The sequence below is a fragment of the Halomonas colorata genome (assembly GCF_014897985.1).
GTDB classification, from domain to species: Bacteria; Pseudomonadota; Gammaproteobacteria; order Pseudomonadales; family Halomonadaceae; genus Vreelandella; species Vreelandella colorata.
In genome coordinates this window covers 138,988-156,636 of the sequence record NZ_JABUZA010000004.1, presented here as the reverse complement: position 1 = coordinate 156,636, position 17,649 = coordinate 138,988, and the positions used below count along the sequence as shown (strand labels likewise).

The following is a 17,649-nucleotide window of genomic DNA, read 5'->3' as shown; positions in this document are numbered from 1 at the left end:
CTAAGGCTGTTTACCAGGTGCAGCTATCCAAGCCTGTGCGTGCTGATGGGCCCGTTGAATATGATCAGGTGATTGAATTGAGCAGTCAGCACGCGCTAAAACAGGGCGCGCCGCGACTTCGTTTAGTGGGATACGTCTGTCCGGACAGTGGTAAGCATTTTCGCTTTATCACGAACAACTTCAAGCTGGCAGCGACAACGATTGCCGCCATCTACAAGGATCGTTGGCAGGTCGAGCTCTTCTTCAAAGCCCTCAAACAAAACCTGAAAATAAAGGCCTTTTTAGGTAACAGTAAGAATGCTGTGCTGACGCAGATTTGGATTGCCATGATCTGCTATCTGTTACTCTCGTTTGCACGTCACAGTGCCCAAAAAGGCTGGAGCGTTCAGCGCATTATGCGCACGCTCCAAGTAAGCTTGTTCGAAAGAATCCCGCTTTGGGCTCTCATGAATCCGCCATCGCCAGAGCCACAAAAAAGGGATCCTCAGATGAGAATCCCTTTATGATCAAAAACTATGGGACAGCAATGACCGCGCGGTGGCCTTTTGCATCAACGGCTCAAGTAAAACCGAATGTCGATTTACTCTGCAATGGCTGCGCGGATGCGCGGCAGGTAATCGCCAAACTGCTCTCCATACTTCTCATAGACCGGCGCTACCTGCGCCCGGAACGCTTCAAGATCAGGCGTTTCGTTGATTTCCATACCGGCTTCTTTTAGAGCGCTTAGCTGTTCGGCTTCCATGTCGGCATTCACCTGACGCTCATGCTCGGCAGCTTCCTGAGCAGCTTCTTCCAGCACGGCCTGTGCCTCTTCCGGTAGCTTGTTCCAGGCGGACATGCCCATCACAAAAATGGCCGGGGCATAGGTATGGCGCGAAAGCGTCATGTAGTTTTGCGTTTCGCCCAGGTTGAACGAGTACACCACGTTGACCGGGTTCTCCTGGCCGTCGATAGTGCCCTGCTGCATGGCGGTCAGCGCTTCGGTCCAGGCCATGGGAATGGCGTTGGCGCCCAGTTCACGGAACGTATCGGTGTAAACGGGGTTTTCCATCACACGAATACGCAGCCCATCCATATCGTCTGGTGTATTCACCGCGCGCTCGCTGTTGGTCAGGTTGCGAAAGCCGCGCTCGGCGTAGGCCAGGCCTTTCAGGTTAACGTCGGAAAGCTTGTCTAAAAGCTCCTGACCGATTTCACCATCCAGTACGCCATAGGCCGCTTCAGGAGAAGGGAACAGGAACGGCAGTTCGAACACCGCCATCTCTTCGACAAAGTTGGCCACCGGGCCGTTGGTAATCAGGCCCATATCCACCGTGCCGATCTGCATGCCTTCAAGCAAGGTGCGCTCATCGCCCAGGGTCGCGTTGGGGAAAATCTCAATGCTTACCTTGCCGCCAGTGCGCTCTTCGACCAGCTCTTCAAATTTGGTGGAAGCGATATGAAAGCCATCCTGCTCGTTAACCACATGCGCCAGGCGCAGGGTTACCGGATCCATATCGTCAAAATCAGATGCGTTGGCAGCGGTTGCCAGCGCCAGAGAAATACCTAACGCCAGCGTGTTCAGCGTGAATGTTTTCATTTTTATGAGTTCCCGATGTGTAAAAAGACGAAGTGCCCACAAATCATGCCCTACACCTGGGAAAACGGTCAATCGGGGCAAGCAGTAAAGCCGCCGCGCGGCTGGACACAGCCCGCCCGCACAGGTACGATACGCACCCAATGCGCCCGTAGCTCAGTTGGATAGAGTATCGGCCTCCGAAGCCGAGGGTCGCAGGTTCAAATCCTGCCGGGCGCGCCAGAATTGCACGAAAAAAGCCCACGACTTAGTCGTGGGCTTTTTTGTTGGCTAGCGTTTATTAATTCTTACAGCCATTTTTGGCGCAGGTAATACGCTCTGACGTAGCTACCCAATGAGAAGCGTGTTCGCGGGTATCGAATCCGCATCCCGTTTTACCGCCCTTGGTGCCTTTGTGTACTTCGTTTGTCGGAGTATGTTTGACTGCCATTTGACCTCCTTCTCGCCACTATTAATTATTATGTTCTTTGCGTAGAAGCTATTGCTGTTATGCAATCGGCCTCTAAAAATAAAGCTTAGTTGCAATTAAGGTTAGTGCCGAAGATTTCTTCGCTTTTGATGCTTCCATGAAAACGATGTCGTAAGCTTGGGACCATCAATATCCACCCCGTCAGATAAGCAGGACCTGCAATGAATAAGAAAGGCCTCAGCGAACGCGATATTTTTACTCGCTATGAAGGTCCTGCGCGAAGCACTTGAATCGCTTGTGAAAAAAACATACACCGGTGCTGGTATTGCACTTAACGAAGATCTCAAAGTGCTGACGCTGGTACCCTTTAGCCGTATCGGCGCATCAATGAAGCTGTTACAAGCCTTGGGCGATAAACAGGGTACGACCAGGTAGGGTTTGAATTAGAAAATGTTCTTTATCGGCCAATTGCCTAGCCTGGCACTCTGCTCTGATAACAAGTCGTCGTGAAAGGAGCCCTGAACTAATGGTTTATAGCAGGCCATGGAAGTCTTTTTCCGAGCAACTGGAGCTACTCAAATCCCGGGACATGGTGATCACTGACGAAGCTGCGGCTTTGGATTACTTGGCGCGAGTAGGTTACTACCGGCTGAGCGCTTACTGGTACCCCTTCCGTCAATTTGAGCTGGTACAGAATAGTGAAACCGGCAAGATCTCCACGAAGGCGATGGATGCATTCCACCCAGACACACATTTCGTGGACGCGGTGCGCCTTTATCTTTTCGACAAGAAATTACGCTTGTACCTGGCCGATGCTTTGGAGCGAATAGAAATCTCTCTGCGGGTAGACTTATCCTACTTGCTGGGCAAGCACAGTTCCTTCGCTCATGTTGAGAATATCAAAGCTCATTTCCACCCTGGCTTTGCCAATCGCCCCTTTCGTAAGGGCAGCCAGAAATCCTGCTTTGATGCTTGGCTGAGCAAGTACAGAGGGTTGGTGGCCCGTTCAAAAGAGGATTTTGTTCGGCACTATCATGACAATCACGGTGACGAGTTGCCAATATGGGTCGCGGTAGAGGTACTGGATTTTGGTGCGATCTCCCAGCTTTTCAGCATGCTGAATGTGAAAGACCAAAGGGTGATTGCCAACCGCTATGGCGTTAATGACTGGCAGGTGTTTGCAAGTTGGCTCTTTAGCTTAAGCTATCTACGAAATCTAGTCGCTCATCATAGTCGGTTGTGGAACCGTAATATCACGTCTAAGCCAAAGTTGCCGAAGCGAGGCGAGATCTCGTGGTGTGACTCGTTCATTGAAAACGAGGACACCCGGTTCAAACCTTTTCTGCTTATGACCATTACACGGACGCTAGTGAAGTCTATTTGCCCCAATACCCAATGGCATAACCGACTTGCTGCACATCTAGATCAATTCCCAGAGCAGAATTCATCAAAGAAGTTGGGTCTGAGCGGGATGGGGATAACGCAGGACTGGAAAGATTGGTGGTAAGCAAAAAATAAAAACCCCAGCGTAAGTTGCAAGCAACCAAGAGGCCGGGGTCGTGTTGAGGTAAATACTAGGCGCCCACGTTTCGAAATACAACATTTTTTACACCTGTAGGGTGGCAAATTACTATGGCCATTGAGCAAGGAATTTGGAAGCTCGCGAGCACTCCTGGTGCGCTACCGCAAAAACTGCGTCCGGCGGGGCTAGCGGATGAAAGCCTGCTGGAAGAGCAAGTCATGCAGGATGTCTCGATTCTGAATCGAGACTGGTTGTTGATTGGCCGTCAGGTGCGTACCGGCTTCGATAAGCTGATCGACCTTCTTGCCGTGGATGCTAACGGTACGGTGATTGTGATCGAGCTAAAACGCGATAAAACTCCGCGTGATGTTGTTGCTCAAGCTATCGACTACGCCTCTTGGGTGGTGACGCTCGCCGATTACCAGTTGATTGATATTTACCAGCAGTTTGCCGAGCGCTACGCACGTCCGCATGTCACTTTAGGCGAAGCCTTTGAGGCCAAGTTTGGTATTGCGCTGGATAGCGTGACGCTCAACGAGAGCCATCAACTGGTCGTGGTCGCCACACAGTTGGATGCCAGCAGCGAGCGCATTATCAACTACTTGAACGAACATGCGCAGCTATCCATCAATGCCATGTTCTTCTCCGCGTTTGAAGATAACGGCAATCGCTATCTCAGCCGCGCCTGGATGATTGATCCTGACGAGCCGCCCAAGCCAGTAGCACGTAAAGTCAATAAAGAACCTTGGAATGGCGAGTTCTACGCCTCGTTTGGCGATGACCGGCCCTGGGAGCTTGCTCGGCGCTTGGGTTTTATCGCCGGAGGCGGTGCTACGTGGTATTCCAAAACGCTGGCGATGCTTTCAGAAGGCGACCGTGTTTGGGTCAATATTCCTAAAACAGGCTACGTGGGCGTTGGAGAAGTTATCGGCGAGCGCAGCCGGGCCACGGAATACCAGTTTGAAACGGAAAACGGCCCCAAAACGTTACTCGATATCGCGCTTCCAGATGATTACCCACACCTGTATCAAGCGCTTAATGACGAGGAAGACAACGCAGAATATCTAGTGCCGGTGCGCTGGCTCTATACCGTCGAGCGTGCGCAGGCGTTCAGCGAAGTGGGGCTGTTTGGTAATCAAAATACGGTGTGCAAGCCTACCGCGCCTAAGTGGTCGCATACGGTTAGTCGGCTTAAGCAGGTGTGGCCGTTAGATATTCGTTCTCCAACGTAATGCTAATTTTCTAGATACACCTCGTACTTCTGCGTAACTACACCCTCGGAAAGCGCCCTAACGCTCACCAAGGGCGTGCCTGGTTATCACCCCAAACAATACCCAGGCACGTTTCACCACTGAAAAACTACTGACTAGCAGTAGGCCGCACCACAATATCGCTGGTATCAACATCGCCAGGCTGGTTGATGGCGTGGGCGATGGCGGCGGCGATGGCCTCGGGTTTAAGAGCAGTCTGGCGATAAGCTTCCATGGCCTCGGCGGCTTCCTTGTCGGTGATGGTGTTGGCCAACTCCGACTCCACAACGCCTGGATAAACGCAGGTTACGCGCAGGCAGTTGGTTTCCTGACGCAGACCGTCGGAAATGGCGCGCACGGCGTATTTAGTCGCGCAGTAAACCGCAGCGGTGGGCACGACACTCAGCCCGCCGATGGAGGAGATGTTGATGACTTGCCCCGCCTGTTGCGCCTGCATGGTGGGAAGAACCGCCGCGATTCCGTTTAGTACGCCACGAATATTCACATCGATCATGCGGTTCCACTCGTCTACCTTGAGCGCTGACAGTGGGGAAAGCGGCATGATGCCCGCGTTATTGATGATGACATCGATGCGGCCATGGGTAGTGATCGCAAACTCTGTAAACGCCTGCATATCTTCAAGGCTAGTGACATCCAAGGCCTGGTAATCAACCGTGCCGCCGCTGGCACGCAGGTCGTGTGTCAGTGCTTCCAGTCGGTCGGTACGCCGCGCGCCAATAATCAGGCGATGGCCTTGCTTGGCCAGTTCGCGGGCCGTGGCTTCACCAATACCGCTGCTGGCGCCGGTCAATAAAATAACTTTAGAGGGGACGTTCGATAGGCTGGTCATACGTTTTTCCTGTTGTGGGAAAGTACAGGGAAAGCGTAGAGGGTGCCCACGAACGGCAATAGAGACGATCCTCTTGCATGCTTGCCTAAAGCTATTAATTGGCGGGCTGGAGGCAGGAAACCGACCCAACAACCTATACTATTGCTCTTATGTTGCCCAAGGTACTGGCAGTGTCAGCGGCAATAAACAATGGCGAACAGTGAGAGCATTTAGCGAGGTTGCCCATGGTAGCGAGTAGCGATGCGGTAGTGCAGCGCCGGATAATCGAACGGTTATATCAGCTCGCTCCGCAGGAGGGGTATACCCAATCGCTGGTGGGTGATGTGCGCCTGATGCGCTCAAACCGGACGCTTAAAAATACCCCGGTTCTATATGAGCCGAGCATCGTTATCATCTGCCAGGGGCGTAAGCGGGGCTATCTGGGCGGTGAAATGTATCTTTATGATGCCCATCACTATCTGGTACTGGCGGTACCTCTACCGTTTATTTCAGAAACGGAGGCGAGCCCTGAAGTGCCGATGCTGGGGATTGCGATCCGCCTTGATGCCGCGGTCATTGCAGAGCTTGTGACCCAGCTGGATGCAACGGGTGATTACCAGCCAATCCCACCCAGGGGCATGCTTTCCACGCCGCTTGATCAATCGCTTGCCGGTGCAACGCTACGTTTACTGGATGCGCTGGCAACGCCTGCGGATGCACGCATTCTGGCGCCGTCCATCGTGAGAGAAATTTGCTACCGGGTGCTGACCGGCGAACAGGGCGGAAGTGTTCGCTCGGCGTTATCCCACTATGGGCAGTTCGGGAAGATAGCCAAGGCGCTGCGCCGCATCCATGTACATTTCGCCGCTCCGCTGGAAGTAGGCACGCTCGCCAGTGAGGTGGGCATGAGCGCTCCGGCGTTTCATGTGCACTTCAAATCCGTCACTCAAACCTCGCCTATCCAGTACATCAAATCGACGCGCTTGCACCATGCGCGGCTGATGATGATTCGTGATGGGTTGACCGCCGCTGCTGCGGCGAGCCGGGTAGGCTATGAAAGCCCTTCCCAGTTCAGCAGGGAGTTCAAGCGATTGTTTGGTCAGCCACCGGCAGAAGAAGTGCGCGCCATGAAATTGAGCCTTGCGCTATCCCCGCCTGCGTCAATCACCGATATCGCTTTGCCGCATTGATATCGCCAAGTACTTTGCCCGCGAAAACAGCATCCGCCGCTCCTTTAATCAACCCGACTAATCGGCTCTCGATCAGGATCTACATACCAGACCAGCCCCATCCGCGAATTGCGCTCAAGCTCAGCGATGACCTGAGCGCCCAGCAATAAAATGATGGCGCCTATTTCCAGGCTGAGCAGCACGATCACCAAGGCTGCCAGGGAGCCGTAGATGGCGTTGACGAAAGAGAGGTGGGTAAAGTAGTAAACCAGCAGCAGCCGCACGCCTTCCCACAGTAGCGCCGCCACGAAGCCGCCGACGACTGCTCGGCGCAGGGAGATCCTGACCACCGGAAGCACCTTATAAATGGCGCTGAAGAGCAGGAATACACCGAGAAAACTAATCAGGTTGAGCACCGACCCTGAGAGCCCTGCCAGCGGTAGCTCCTGGGCGAAGAGGGCCAGCGCCAGCGCATTGAGCGAACTTGCCAGCGTGACGACCAGGGTCAGCGCCATTAGCCCGGCGCCCAGCACCAGCATGAAGGCATAGGGCAGCAGCATCGATATCCAGAGGTGGCGCTTTGGTGTCTCAGAGGTATGAAAGATCAGCGCCATGGCGTCTTCGAGCATGCGAAAGGCGAAGGAGCTCAACAGCAGCAAGATGGGCAAGCTGAGAATGCCGACCACGTCGCGGGAATCCAGCAGCCCTCGGACGGCGTCCATCACGACCTCGGCGTGAGCGGGGGCGAGATGGCGCGCCTGCACCGCCAGCACCTCTAGCAGGTGTTGCTCGTCGACCACGCGCGTCAACATCACCCCTAGCAGAGCAAAGAGCGGCACGACCGAAAGCAAAATGTTGTAGCCCACGCCGCCGGCCAGCAGAATACCGCGATTTTTCAGAAAGTGGCTCAGTACCCGCCAGGCAAAGGCGGTAAGCCTTGGCAGCAGTAACAAGACGCTGTTGAGCAGTGTGCGATTGCGAGCCATAACTTGCCACGCTCCTTGTGCATCAATGCATAGTTGAAAAAACATGAACGAAATATGAATGAACGTATCATGCTTGGGTAAGGTGGGCTTGAGTAGAGTGGGTGCCACTGGATGACATCGCCTCACCTTGAGGCGTTTCATTCATCGAAGCGTCACTTCATCGAAAAAGGATATTGCCATGAAAAAGACATCGATCGCACTCGCCTTCACCGCCGCCGCCACGCTAGGAATCAGCCAGGGCGCAATGGCCGACCGTAACGACTATCAAGAGGCGCTCGACCAGGCGGCTTTCTCCGATATGATAGGGCAAGCTGCCAGTGCTGGCGTCACGTCATTTCGCGAACTGCAGATAGACGAAGAGCGCGGCACATTGGAGTTTGAGGTTGAAGGCTGGAACGCCGAGGGTCAAGCGTATGAATTGACGCTGAACGGCGAGAGCGGAGAAGTGATCCGCGAGTCGAACAAAGATACTCAGGTTGCGCCCTGGGGGCTTGATCAGGAGCAGCTCAATAGTCTGCTCGACCGGGCCAGCGGCGACGGCTTCGACCGTTTCGAAGATATCGATCTTGATGAGGACGGTACGGTCGAAATCAGCGGCTTCGACAGCGACCAGCGTGAAATGGAGCGCAGCTACGGCATCGATGAGTTCAACGCTGGCCAATAACCATCAGGCCTCGATGCCGTCTTGCCACGCCCCGCCGTCCCACGCCGGCGGGGCGTTGTCGTTTTAGCCTTATCGATCAGTATCATCACTTAAGGTTTAGAGCCCATGCGTTAACGTTAGCGCATGGGCTCTAAACGTGGTGGCTGTTTAAACGAGTTCACGGTTTTCCTCGCGTGCGCTACGCCGGTCGCGCATGACGGCGCGGCAGATAACGACCAGTACAGCGAGTGTCAGCACAGGCCACACCAGCACATAGACAGTGAATAGTAGCGTCATGGAAGCAGTCTCCTGAAATAAGTTATTTAGGCATTGGCAGTCGTATGACGTGGCGGCGTCTGGGGCCGGTCGTCTGCACTTTTTTCGTCAAGCGTGTGGTCATAGTTGCCCACTTTCCTGCCTATCGTGGCAAAGTCGAAACGTGGCTTGCGGCTGGCAAGGCTAAGCACCACGCACACCAGTGTGCTGGTGCCGTAAGCGGTGAGGGAGGCCAACAGTACCGTGTAGTCATGCAGGAAGCCTGTGGCAAAAATCAGCATCGCTATCATCGCCAGCACACCGGCGATAAAACCAATGGTACGGCCAAGAAAGCCAAATACCATCAGGCCGATGATGACGCCTCCTCCAATGCTTGCGAGTAGCTCGAAGAACAAACCACCGAGCCCGGTGAGAGGGACTAATTCAAAGCGCGCAATGCAGAACAGCAGCATGGCGGCCAGTACGGATACCGTAAAGGCGGTATTGGTGACGCGGTCCCAGAAACAGCTGGCGATCACGGGAAAGACGATAGCCCCCCATAGCGCGCCAACGAAAACCAGCATCACCAGAATATCCAGCGAGAAACTGGCAAATACGATGCCAACGACCGTAGCAACAATCATGGTCAGGCGCCCGATAAACAGCATGCGTTTAGGGTCTGCCTTGCCGCGCGCAATGTTCTTGCCGTAGACATCGGCCATGATAATGGCGGAAAGCGCCGAAAGATCGGAGTCAGCGGTCGATGAGAGCGAGCCAATCACCAGAATAAAGAACAGGGCAATGAAGAAGGGCGACAGGTAGCTGGATACCATCTGGGGAATGAGATTGTTCATGTCGCCATTGAGCGGCTCAATCCCAAGTGTCAGTGCCATCAGGCCGATCATGCCTAAGCCGATTACAATCGCGCCGTAGCCTAGGGTGGCCGTCAAGAATGTGGGCTTGATATGGTCTTCATTCACCGCGAACAGGCGCTGGGAAATCGTCTGGTTACCAATCGCATAGGCCAATACGGCGACAAAAAACGGTGCGCCCTGATTAAGAATGGCGTCTGGCGAGAAGAAGTTGTTCTGCTCGGGCGTCAGATTTGCCAACCCTGCAACAAGCTGTGAAGGGCCACCCATGGCGAAGAAAACCGCAGGAATGATCACGATGGCAATGGCCATCAGCGCGACCAGTTGAGCAAAGTCGGTGAGTACGGAAGCGCGAAAACCGGACCACAGCGTGTAAAGCAGGACGCCGAAACCGGCAATGATGACCCCGGCCTGGAAAGAGAGTGGTGAAAGCACCGAAACCAATGCCCCAGCGGCGGTAAAATTGACCATCAAGCTAATCACGCTGCCCAGCACATTGGAAAGCGCCAGAATTAGTTGGCTAGACGCGCCATGGCGGGCATGAATAAGCTCTCCCAAAGTGTGTGCGTTGGGTGCCAGTTTGCGAAAGCGGCGCCCGAAGGGGTAGATAAATAGAATCATTAATGCGCCCCACAACCCATAGTGGATAGGGCCTGATACACCATAGGTATAGCCAGAGGTTGCGGCGGCGTAGAACGAGGCCGCCCAAATCCAGGTAGCGGTCATGCTGGCCGCCCCCATGCCAAAGCCCACTCGATGGTTAGATACCATAAAGGCATCGGCATCTTCGTTCTTTTTGCGTATGCCGAAAGTCATGAGGTAAGTGCCGCCGTAGAAGGCAAGCAGCAGTAAAATAACGGTCAGAGATGAGAATTGATACAGTGATTCGTTGTTCAAAAACAGGTCCTCGTTGGGTCAAACGGACACGATCAAGCAGTACCGCAAAGCAGTATGCTGAACGCAGCGACGAGCAAGGTGGGAGAGGTTTTAAGCCGTGGACGGAGTCCATCACCTTTTGCTAAAGCAAACGGTAATTAACGTGCGCGTAGCATCGCGTTGACGTTATTTTTATAACGGCAAGACACAGTAAACGTACTGTGGTTAGCGCTCCCCAAAAAAAGGAGTGCTGGGAGGCGGGCGTCGCGGCATGCACTTGCCCTCATCTGAGTAGTGACGTGACATGGATTCCCTCTTCTATCGAAAATGTCCGCGCAGGACAAAACGTCAAAAGTACTGGTGATCCAGCCTATCTATAGCAAAACAAGCAGCCCACAGGGGGCAAAATACAGGCTCGTTGTGTGTTGATCACGAACCCTAGGGGAGATCTACCTTAGTGTGTATGAGTTGCGATGTCTAATGAGCCGAGTGTGTAGCCGGAAACATTTCCAGCCACCGGAACAAGAAAAGCGCAATAGCGATAAGACGTTGGGCTATTAAGTGATCCGCGTATCTCGTTCCTTTTATATCGATCAAAAGCCCACCACGAGCATGCTTGATACTCGTTATTCAAACGTACCTGGCGTTTTTTTATCGCCTAATACGGTTAATTCTTGCATGCCAGGTATCAGGGCTTCGTCTGGGCGGTCTGATACCGCAGGCGAGCAGCCACAATAGTGCGGTGATGTGTATCGGCCCACGCCACCAGCTGTTGCATCGGCTCAAGAAAGGAGTGCCCCAGCGGGGTGAGGGTATATTCCACCCGTGGTGGGACTTCTGGGTAGAGCGTGCGCGTGATAAAGCCGTCCTGCTCCAGCTGTTTAAGGGTGCGGGAGAGCATTTGCTTTGAGATATCGCCAATCTCACGCATCAGGGCATTAAAGCGCAGCGTGCCGGGGGCCAAGGCTTCCAGAATCAGCAAGCTCCACTGGTCGCCGATACGATCAAGCACATCACGAATCGGGCAGGGCTGTTCAAGAACGATCTCTTCGCTAGCGGTAAGTGCAGTCATCAAAGCTCCATGGATGGGTATGCAGTGGGCATATGGGTATGACCGGGTCAGTTAAATGTGACTTCTTGCGCAGCTACAGAAACTACTTTAAGTTTATCTAAAGGTCTACATTTTAGACCGTATAAAACATAGAAGCTCCAGGAGGTTTCTCATGGCACAAGTTGCACTTATTGGCGCATCGGGTGATGCAGGTTCACGTATTCTCGCGGAATTATCACACCGCGGGCACCAGGTAACGGCCATTGCTCGCCATACCGATAAGATCGCCACATTGCCGGGTGTTACACCAAAGCAAGGCGATGCCAACGACCAACAGGCGTTGGGCGCATTGCTCAAGGGACATGATGCGGTGATCAGTGCCGTGCCTTTCTCCGCCAGCGATGTCAAAAAGCTGGTGGGTGCGGTACGCGATAGTGGCGTTGCCCGCTATCTGGTGGTGGGCGGGGCAGGCAGTCTTGAAGTTGCTCCTGGCGAGAAAGTTATTGATCAGCCGGATTTTCCTGAAGCGTACAAGCCCGAAGCGAGTGCCGGTGGTGAGTTTCTGGATTTTTTACGCGGCGTTAATGATCTTGAGTGGACATTCCTGTCGCCTTCGGCCGAGTTCGTACCCGGCGAGCGTACCGGCGTCTTTCGGCTTGGCCAGAATGAATTGCTGACCCATGACGCGGGCTCAAGTATTTCCTTTGAAGATTATGCCGTGGCATTAGTGGATGAGCTGGAGAAGCCTCGCCACGTGAATCAACGTTTTACCGTTGGCTATTGAGCCACCTACCCGAAACAGGAGTTTTGACATGTCGTTACTGAAATCGTTGAGCGTTGCCACGTCGGTGCTGATGCTATCTTTACCCGCCGCATCGTTTGCGCAAGCCGAACGTGATCTTGAGGCTGAGGAAGCAAATCGGGAACTGGTCATCCAGTTCTATAACCAGTTCTTCAACGAGCATGAAACAGAGCAGAGCTCATTGGTGCTGGCGGAAGATTACATTCAGCACAATCCGGACGTGCCGGATGGCAAGGCGCCTTTCGTGGATTACTTTGCAGGCTACTTCCAGGAAAACCCGGACTACCAGAGCGAGATCGTGCGTAGTGCAACCGATGGCGACCTGGTCTGGCTGCATGTTCACTCTACCAATGGTGATGATGATCGCGGTGAAGCCGTTGTGGATATCTTCCGCGTTGAAAATGAAATGATCGTCGAGCACTGGGATGTCATCCAGTCTGTGCCGGAAGAAGCGGCCAACGATAACACTATGTTTTAAAACAGATAGATTTGTTTTAAATTAAATAGCTATGTTCTAAATCGGATAGCAGTCGATTTTATTTGGCCCGAAAGGGCCTTTTTTTATAAACCACAAAAGCTACCTACCGGTATCAGTGTCGCAGGCCGGTGTGGCGTGGCCGCTTTATTGCTCTGCCGGCTTGCAGGCTCCATGACGAATAAAGCACAGGTCGCGGACTGCCTATCGAATAGTGAGGCACGTTGAGTAAACGGGCTAACCGACAGCCCTTAAACGAGAAGGCCGCGCAAAAATTGCGCGGCCTTTTTACTTGTGCTGAACGCTTTTAGAACTCGGTCCGTAGCGTTAGCGTGGCACTGCGTGGGTTGCCGTAAATGGCGCCGGCGTAGAAGCCGTAGCGCTGGTAGTAGTGTTTGTCGAACAGGTTGTCGACGTTGAGCGTGACGTTGGTGGCGTCAGTAATATCGTAGCGGGCCATGGCGTTCACAGTGGCGTAGCCTGCCCAGTTGGCGGGCGTGGAGCCGGTACTGACGCCGTCGGTGGGTTGGCCGGCGGGGCTTGAGATAGCGTCGATATTGCTCTGGGCGTAAACGCCGGTACCGAAGGTCCAGCGATTCAACAGGCCGGCGGGCTCGTAGGTGGTATGCAGCTTGAACAGGTGCGAGGGGTCGCTGCGACCGTCGGAGTCAATGCGCCGGAAGTGCAGGTAGGTATAGCCGCCGTAGACGTTCCAGTTTGGGGTGATAGCACCCGCGATCTCAAGATCGATGCCATCGGTTTCATTGCCGGTACCCGCGCGGTAGGCCTGGTTGCCGTCGGGGGTCAGGTTGCTGCCATCCAATACGGCGCTGTTCTCCTGGCGGGTGCGGAAGTAGGCCGCAGACGCATTCAATCGGCCATTAAACCACTCGCCCTTTACGCCAGCTTCATAGCTGTCGCCTGCGATGGGTTTGACCGTGTCGCCGCTGGTGGTTTGCCGACTTTGCGGGGTGAAGATGTTGGTATAGCTGGCGTAGAGCGAGTGGTTGTCCGTAAGGTCATAGACCAGGCCCGCATAGGGTGTGAATACGCCAGTTTCACGCTGGCTGGTAGTATCACCTGAAGCCGTTTCATTCTCGGTTTTATAGTAGCTGGTACGGCCACCTACAATAAGGGAAAGCGGCTCGGTGATGCTTAGACGCGTAGCCGCATAAATGCCGCGCAGGTCGGTCTCGGTGAGGCTGGACTGGCCGTTTCGGGCGCCACTCAGGTGGATGTCGGCATCGACGCCGTTGCGCCAATCGGTGATCGGCAAGCCGTTGTTGTTGCGGTACATGCAGCCTTCGGCAAACTCGGACGTGGTGGCGCTGCTCAGCATGCAGTCGTGGTCATGGGTGCGTGAACGCGTGCGGCTGTCGCTATAGCCAAGCGCGATCTCGTGACGACGACCGAGCAGACCATAGGCGCCGTTCAGGTCGATCCGGGCGGAGCGCTGGCGCGTCTCGTTATCATTGCGCATGCCGTTCAGAATGGCACCGCCGCCATCTTCTTCCCAATAGCCCGTGTAGGTGCCTCCTGGCCCGCGGTTCACCTTGCCCAGGGCGAGGTTGCTGAACGCATCGGTATTACTCTGGGCAGCCTGTACCTCAAGGCTCCAGTCGCTGTTGAAACGATGATTCAGCGAGGCGAAGGCAGTGTTGGTCTCTTGCTCTGCGTAGCTCCATTCAGGGACCAGATTGGTACTGCGTGAAAGATCCGTCTTTCGGCCGCTGGCGAACCAGATAGGTATGTTGGCACCCCAGCCAGCGCCCGAGGTCTTGTTGTATTCGTACTGGTAACCCACTCCCAGCGTAGTTGCGTCGCTTACGTCAAATTCGAAGTTGGCCAGTGCCGCCCGGCTGCGGGTGGATTCATGGTCGCGGAAGCCGTCGCCTTCGCCCTGGGTCACCACGAAGCGCGAGCGGATACTGCCATCCTCGGTAAGTGGCGTATTGATATCCACCGCGCCGCGCGCGTTGTCCCAGCGGCCATAAGAGGCGTAGGCACTGCCGCCAAACTCCCGCTCTGGGCGTTTGCGAATCAGGTTGACGGTGGCCGAGGGGTCACCGGTGCCGCCCAGCAGGCCATTGGCGCCACGCACGATATCCACACGCTCGTACAGGTCCAGGTTCACAGCGTTGCCGCCGCCACTGAAACCGGAATCGCCAGGGAACTGCAAGCCGTCGATTTTCCAGTTGCTGATGTTGTAGCCTCTGGCACGGTAGGACGTACGTACGCCCACTTCCGCTTTGCTGGCGGCGATACCGGGAGTGAGCTCCAGCGCATCTTCCAGGCTGACCGCTTGCTGATCGTCTAACTGCTGCCGGGTAACACTCGTAACGGATTGCGGCGTCTCGCGAGGGGAGAGATCCAAACCGGTGGAGCTGCTGGTTTCGGACACTGTATAGCTTCGGGCAGGGTCGCCTTGATAGGCCGCCTCGACCTGCACAGTACTCATCTGGACGTCGGATATACGTTGAGGTTCATCAGCTGCTGTCTGGGCCAGTGCGCTGGTACTTAACAGACAGCTACCACAGGCGGCCGCAATTGCCTTGGCGAGTGGGGTTTTTGAACACACAGGCGAGTTCCTGAAGGTGTGCGAGGCGCGATACATCATGAATGTCCCTTAAAATAATAATGATTGGCATTTACCATTTCCCAGGCCACGATTATATTGGCGTCTTTGGCTAAGAAACTTTTGCTCTATGGGGCATATGTAATGAATTGTATGGGTGATGTAGCGCCGTTGGCGTCAAGCGCTGAACAACACGATGAATCTGCCCTCGTTCTGGTGGTGGATGACGATGATGAAATCCGTGAGCTGATCTGCGACTATCTGGCCGGGATGGGATACCGCACGCGCGGCGCGGCCAATGGCCGCGAGATGTGGGGCCAACTGAATGGCAGCGTGGATCTGGTCATTCTCGATCTGATGTTGCCAGGCGAAGACGGCTTGAGCCTGTGTCGTGTCCTGCGTCAGCAAAGCAGCCTGCCAGTGATCATGATCAGCGCCCGAGGCGCTTCGGCGGAGCGTATTATCGGCCTTGAGATTGGTGCCGATGACTACCTGTGTAAGCCCTTCGACCCGCGCGAACTGCTGGCACGTATCCGCGCCGTCATGCGCCGAGAACCGCATGCCAGAGACAAGCCGGACACCCCGCCGCAAGCTGCGGCCGATGAAGCCGTGCTGTGTTTTGCCGGTTGGCGTCTGGATCTACAAACCCGTCGGCTGAAATCACCCGCCGGCCACGCCTGCGATCTCGCCCGCTCCGATTTCATGGTGCTAAAGACCTTGAGCGAGATTCCTAACCGCATCGTCAGCCGGGACGAGCTGAGTCGCCGCGCGTTTGGGCGGGAGTATTACGTTAACGACCGCTCCATTGATGTCTGCATCAGCCGCTTGCGTCATTATCTTGAGGATGATGCTCGTCGTCCGCGTTTTATTCGTACCGTGCGCAACGAGGGGTATCTGCTCGAGCAGCCCTCTATTTCTCAATGACGCGCATGTTCAGAATGACGCGTACGCCGGGATGGTGGTGCCGATTATGGCCTGGTTCGTTGTTCGGGCAGTTGAGCGTGATTGTGGTGGCCGGTGGCCTGGCGATTCAACTGCTGTTCAGCAGCATCTGGTATGACGTGCGCTACAGTCAGGTACTCGAAGTACCCGCTCGCCTGGTGGCGTTTCGTACCGTGGAAACGCTGCATAAACTGGCCAATGGCGAGGCGATGACCCACCTGGCGTCGGAAACCTTTCACCCTGAGCTTCTGGTATCGCCACTTGCCACACCGCCACGGCTGGACAGTGGCCAGCAAAACGTGGAAAGCATGCTGCAGGCCGCGCTCAGTCAGGAGGTCGGCGAAGCCGTAGAGCTGTCGCTGCTCGACGTGACTATCCGGGATGAGAACGGCCACGCCAGAACGTGGGCTGGCTTGTTTGGTCTTTCTCACGTGGTTGGGCATTTCGACTTCCAACTGCGCCTTGCGTCGGGGCAGTGGCTGCACATCCAGGCGGTTCAGGAACAGGGTTGGAACGCTGAGCCTGCCTGGCGCGTGCTGGGCGATTATGCTCTGCGCGTTTATCTGCTCCGCGCCTTGGCCCTGGTGGCTATCGCGCTCATCGTGGTGCGTATCAGCACTCGCCCGTTACGGCGCCTGGTTCGCGCTGCCTCGGCGCTGGGTCAGAACATCGAGCAGCCGCCTTTACCGGTCGAAGGACCGAAGGAAATGCGCCAGGCCGCTGAGACCTTCAATGCCATGCAGCAACAGCTGATTGATCTGATGGGCGAGCGAACTCAGCTGCTTGCCGCCGTTTCCCATGACTTGCGCACGCCGCTTACGCGCATGCGCATTCGGGTGGAAGGCATCAATGATGCACGGCTGCGGGAAAAGCTGGTTACCAATATCGGCCAGATGGAAGAGCTGATTCGCTCGCTTCTGGATTCCGCCAGCAGTGGCGCAACGCCGGATGGTCACGCCGCGTTTGACTTGGTCGGATTGATCAATGAAGTGGTGGATGAGTTCGTCGATACGGGAGGCGATGTCCGCTGGCACGGCGCACCGGCCGTGATTATCACCGGCCACGCCGCCAGCATTCGACGGGTGCTGCACAACCTGATCGACAATGCCCTGCACTATGCGGGTAGCGCTCAGCTAACGCTGCGGCTGACAGAGCGCTGGGTCGAGGTTGAGATTCAGGATGACGGCCCCGGTATTCATGACCAGCATCTGCCTGCCGTCATGCAGCCTTACGTGCAAGGCGAGGCCTCAGCGCCATCAAGCGGCATCGGGTACGGCCTGGGGCTGAGCATTGCCCGGAGCATCGTGATGGCCCATCGCGGCAGGCTGGCGCTTGATAACCGAACCGGCGGCGGGTTGCGCGTTGTAATGGCGCTGCCCACCCATGCTGGCGCGAAAAATGAGTAATGCGTGATTCG

General features: G+C 55.2%; 18 protein-coding genes and 1 tRNA gene. 11 read left to right on the top strand and 8 right to left on the bottom strand.

Annotation, left to right across the window (positions count from 1 at the left end; translation table 11 throughout):
• On the top strand, positions 1 to 506 hold a 506-nt coding region (locus tag INT33_RS03915), incomplete at its 5' end, for a transposase (RefSeq protein ID WP_193091159.1).
• 74 nt (positions 507 to 580) lie between these two features.
• Here the strand turns inward: INT33_RS03915 and INT33_RS03910 are convergent.
• The gene (locus INT33_RS03910; protein WP_193091158.1) at positions 581 to 1,579 is read right to left on the bottom strand and encodes a TRAP transporter substrate-binding protein; all 999 of its coding nucleotides are present in this window, start codon (positions 1,577 to 1,579) and stop codon (positions 581 to 583) included.
• A 142-nt stretch (positions 1,580 to 1,721) separates the two neighbouring features.
• Between INT33_RS03910 and INT33_RS03905 the strand changes: the two genes are divergently transcribed.
• Positions 1,722 to 1,798: transfer RNA gene (locus tag INT33_RS03905), tRNA-Arg, on the top strand.
• A gap of 58 nt (positions 1,799 to 1,856) precedes the next feature.
• Here INT33_RS03905 and INT33_RS03900 read toward each other — a convergent pair.
• Entirely contained in the window at positions 1,857 to 2,006 is a 150-nt protein-coding gene (locus tag INT33_RS03900) for a hypothetical protein (RefSeq protein ID WP_193053397.1), read from the bottom strand.
• Between the two features lie 276 nt (positions 2,007 to 2,282).
• On the opposite strand from INT33_RS03900, the gene INT33_RS03895 reads away from it, so the two are divergent.
• The 3 genes from INT33_RS03895 (at position 2,283) to INT33_RS03885 (ending at position 4,739) form a co-directional block, all read left to right on the top strand.
• Complete coding sequence (locus INT33_RS03895) at positions 2,283 to 2,420, top strand: hypothetical protein (protein ID WP_193091157.1); 138 nt, start codon at positions 2,283 to 2,285, stop codon at positions 2,418 to 2,420.
• 91 nt (positions 2,421 to 2,511) lie between these two features.
• Entirely contained in the window at positions 2,512 to 3,492 is a 981-nt protein-coding gene (locus INT33_RS03890; RefSeq protein ID WP_226940061.1) for an Abi family protein, read from the top strand.
• Positions 3,493 to 3,617: 125 nt separating this feature from the next.
• Positions 3,618 to 4,739 carry a PDDEXK family nuclease gene (locus tag INT33_RS03885; RefSeq protein ID WP_193091156.1) on the top strand — a complete coding sequence of 374 codons (1,122 nt, stop codon included), beginning with the start codon at positions 3,618 to 3,620 and terminating at the stop codon, positions 4,737 to 4,739.
• A 127-nt stretch (positions 4,740 to 4,866) separates the two neighbouring features.
• Here INT33_RS03885 and INT33_RS03880 read toward each other — a convergent pair whose 3' ends face one another.
• Positions 4,867 to 5,607: an SDR family oxidoreductase gene (locus INT33_RS03880; RefSeq protein ID WP_193091155.1), complete on the bottom strand. Its 741-nt coding sequence runs from the start codon at positions 5,605 to 5,607 to the stop codon at positions 4,867 to 4,869.
• A 224-nt stretch (positions 5,608 to 5,831) separates the two neighbouring features.
• Here INT33_RS03880 and INT33_RS03875 point away from each other — a divergent pair, with 224 nt between their 5' ends.
• Entirely contained in the window at positions 5,832 to 6,776 is a 945-nt protein-coding gene (locus tag INT33_RS03875; protein ID WP_193091154.1) for an AraC family transcriptional regulator, read from the top strand.
• A 44-nt stretch (positions 6,777 to 6,820) separates the two neighbouring features.
• Here the strand turns inward: INT33_RS03875 and INT33_RS03870 are convergent, their stop codons facing one another.
• Complete coding sequence (locus tag INT33_RS03870; RefSeq protein WP_193091153.1) at positions 6,821 to 7,741, bottom strand: YihY/virulence factor BrkB family protein; 921 nt, start codon at positions 7,739 to 7,741, stop codon at positions 6,821 to 6,823.
• A 178-nt stretch (positions 7,742 to 7,919) separates the two neighbouring features.
• On the opposite strand from INT33_RS03870, the gene INT33_RS03865 reads away from it, so the two are divergent.
• Complete coding sequence (locus INT33_RS03865) at positions 7,920 to 8,405, top strand: PepSY domain-containing protein (RefSeq protein WP_193091152.1); 486 nt, start codon at positions 7,920 to 7,922, stop codon at positions 8,403 to 8,405.
• 147 nt (positions 8,406 to 8,552) lie between these two features.
• Here INT33_RS03865 and INT33_RS21115 read toward each other — a convergent pair whose 3' ends face one another.
• The 3 genes from INT33_RS21115 to INT33_RS03855 all read right to left on the bottom strand — a co-directional run bounded on the left by INT33_RS21115 (position 8,553) and on the right by INT33_RS03855 (position 11,459).
• The gene (locus INT33_RS21115; protein ID WP_225736001.1) at positions 8,553 to 8,681 is read right to left on the bottom strand and encodes a putative transporter small subunit; all 129 of its coding nucleotides are present in this window, start codon (positions 8,679 to 8,681) and stop codon (positions 8,553 to 8,555) included.
• A 26-nt stretch (positions 8,682 to 8,707) separates the two neighbouring features.
• The gene (locus INT33_RS03860; protein ID WP_193091151.1) at positions 8,708 to 10,408 is read right to left on the bottom strand and encodes a sodium:solute symporter family protein; all 1,701 of its coding nucleotides are present in this window, start codon (positions 10,406 to 10,408) and stop codon (positions 8,708 to 8,710) included.
• Between the two features lie 667 nt (positions 10,409 to 11,075).
• Positions 11,076 to 11,459, bottom strand: coding sequence for a winged helix-turn-helix transcriptional regulator (locus INT33_RS03855; RefSeq protein WP_193091150.1), 384 nt, complete (start codon positions 11,457 to 11,459; stop codon positions 11,076 to 11,078).
• A gap of 151 nt (positions 11,460 to 11,610) precedes the next feature.
• Between INT33_RS03855 and INT33_RS03850 the strand changes: the two genes are divergently transcribed.
• A complete protein-coding gene (locus tag INT33_RS03850; protein WP_193091149.1) occupies positions 11,611 to 12,222 on the top strand; it encodes an NAD(P)-dependent oxidoreductase in 612 nt (203 codons plus the stop codon).
• Between the two features lie 28 nt (positions 12,223 to 12,250).
• On the top strand, positions 12,251 to 12,718 hold the full coding sequence (locus INT33_RS03845) for a nuclear transport factor 2 family protein (protein WP_193091148.1): 468 nt from the start codon (positions 12,251 to 12,253) through the stop codon (positions 12,716 to 12,718).
• Between the two features lie 304 nt (positions 12,719 to 13,022).
• On the opposite strand, the gene INT33_RS03840 is transcribed toward INT33_RS03845, so the two are convergent.
• On the bottom strand, positions 13,023 to 15,293 hold the full coding sequence (locus INT33_RS03840) for a TonB-dependent siderophore receptor (protein WP_193091147.1): 2,271 nt from the start codon (positions 15,291 to 15,293) through the stop codon (positions 13,023 to 13,025).
• 141 nt (positions 15,294 to 15,434) lie between these two features.
• On the opposite strand from INT33_RS03840, the gene INT33_RS03835 reads away from it, so the two are divergent.
• Both INT33_RS03835 and INT33_RS03830 read left to right on the top strand, forming a co-directional pair.
• Positions 15,435 to 16,214 (top strand): response regulator, encoded by a 780-nt coding sequence (locus INT33_RS03835; protein WP_226940060.1) that lies wholly within the window; start codon positions 15,435 to 15,437, stop codon positions 16,212 to 16,214.
• A gap of 5 nt (positions 16,215 to 16,219) precedes the next feature.
• Positions 16,220 to 17,638 carry an ATP-binding protein gene (locus INT33_RS03830; protein WP_193091146.1) on the top strand — a complete coding sequence of 473 codons (1,419 nt, stop codon included), beginning with the start codon at positions 16,220 to 16,222 and terminating at the stop codon, positions 17,636 to 17,638.
• The last annotated feature ends 11 nt before the right edge of the window (positions 17,639 to 17,649 follow it).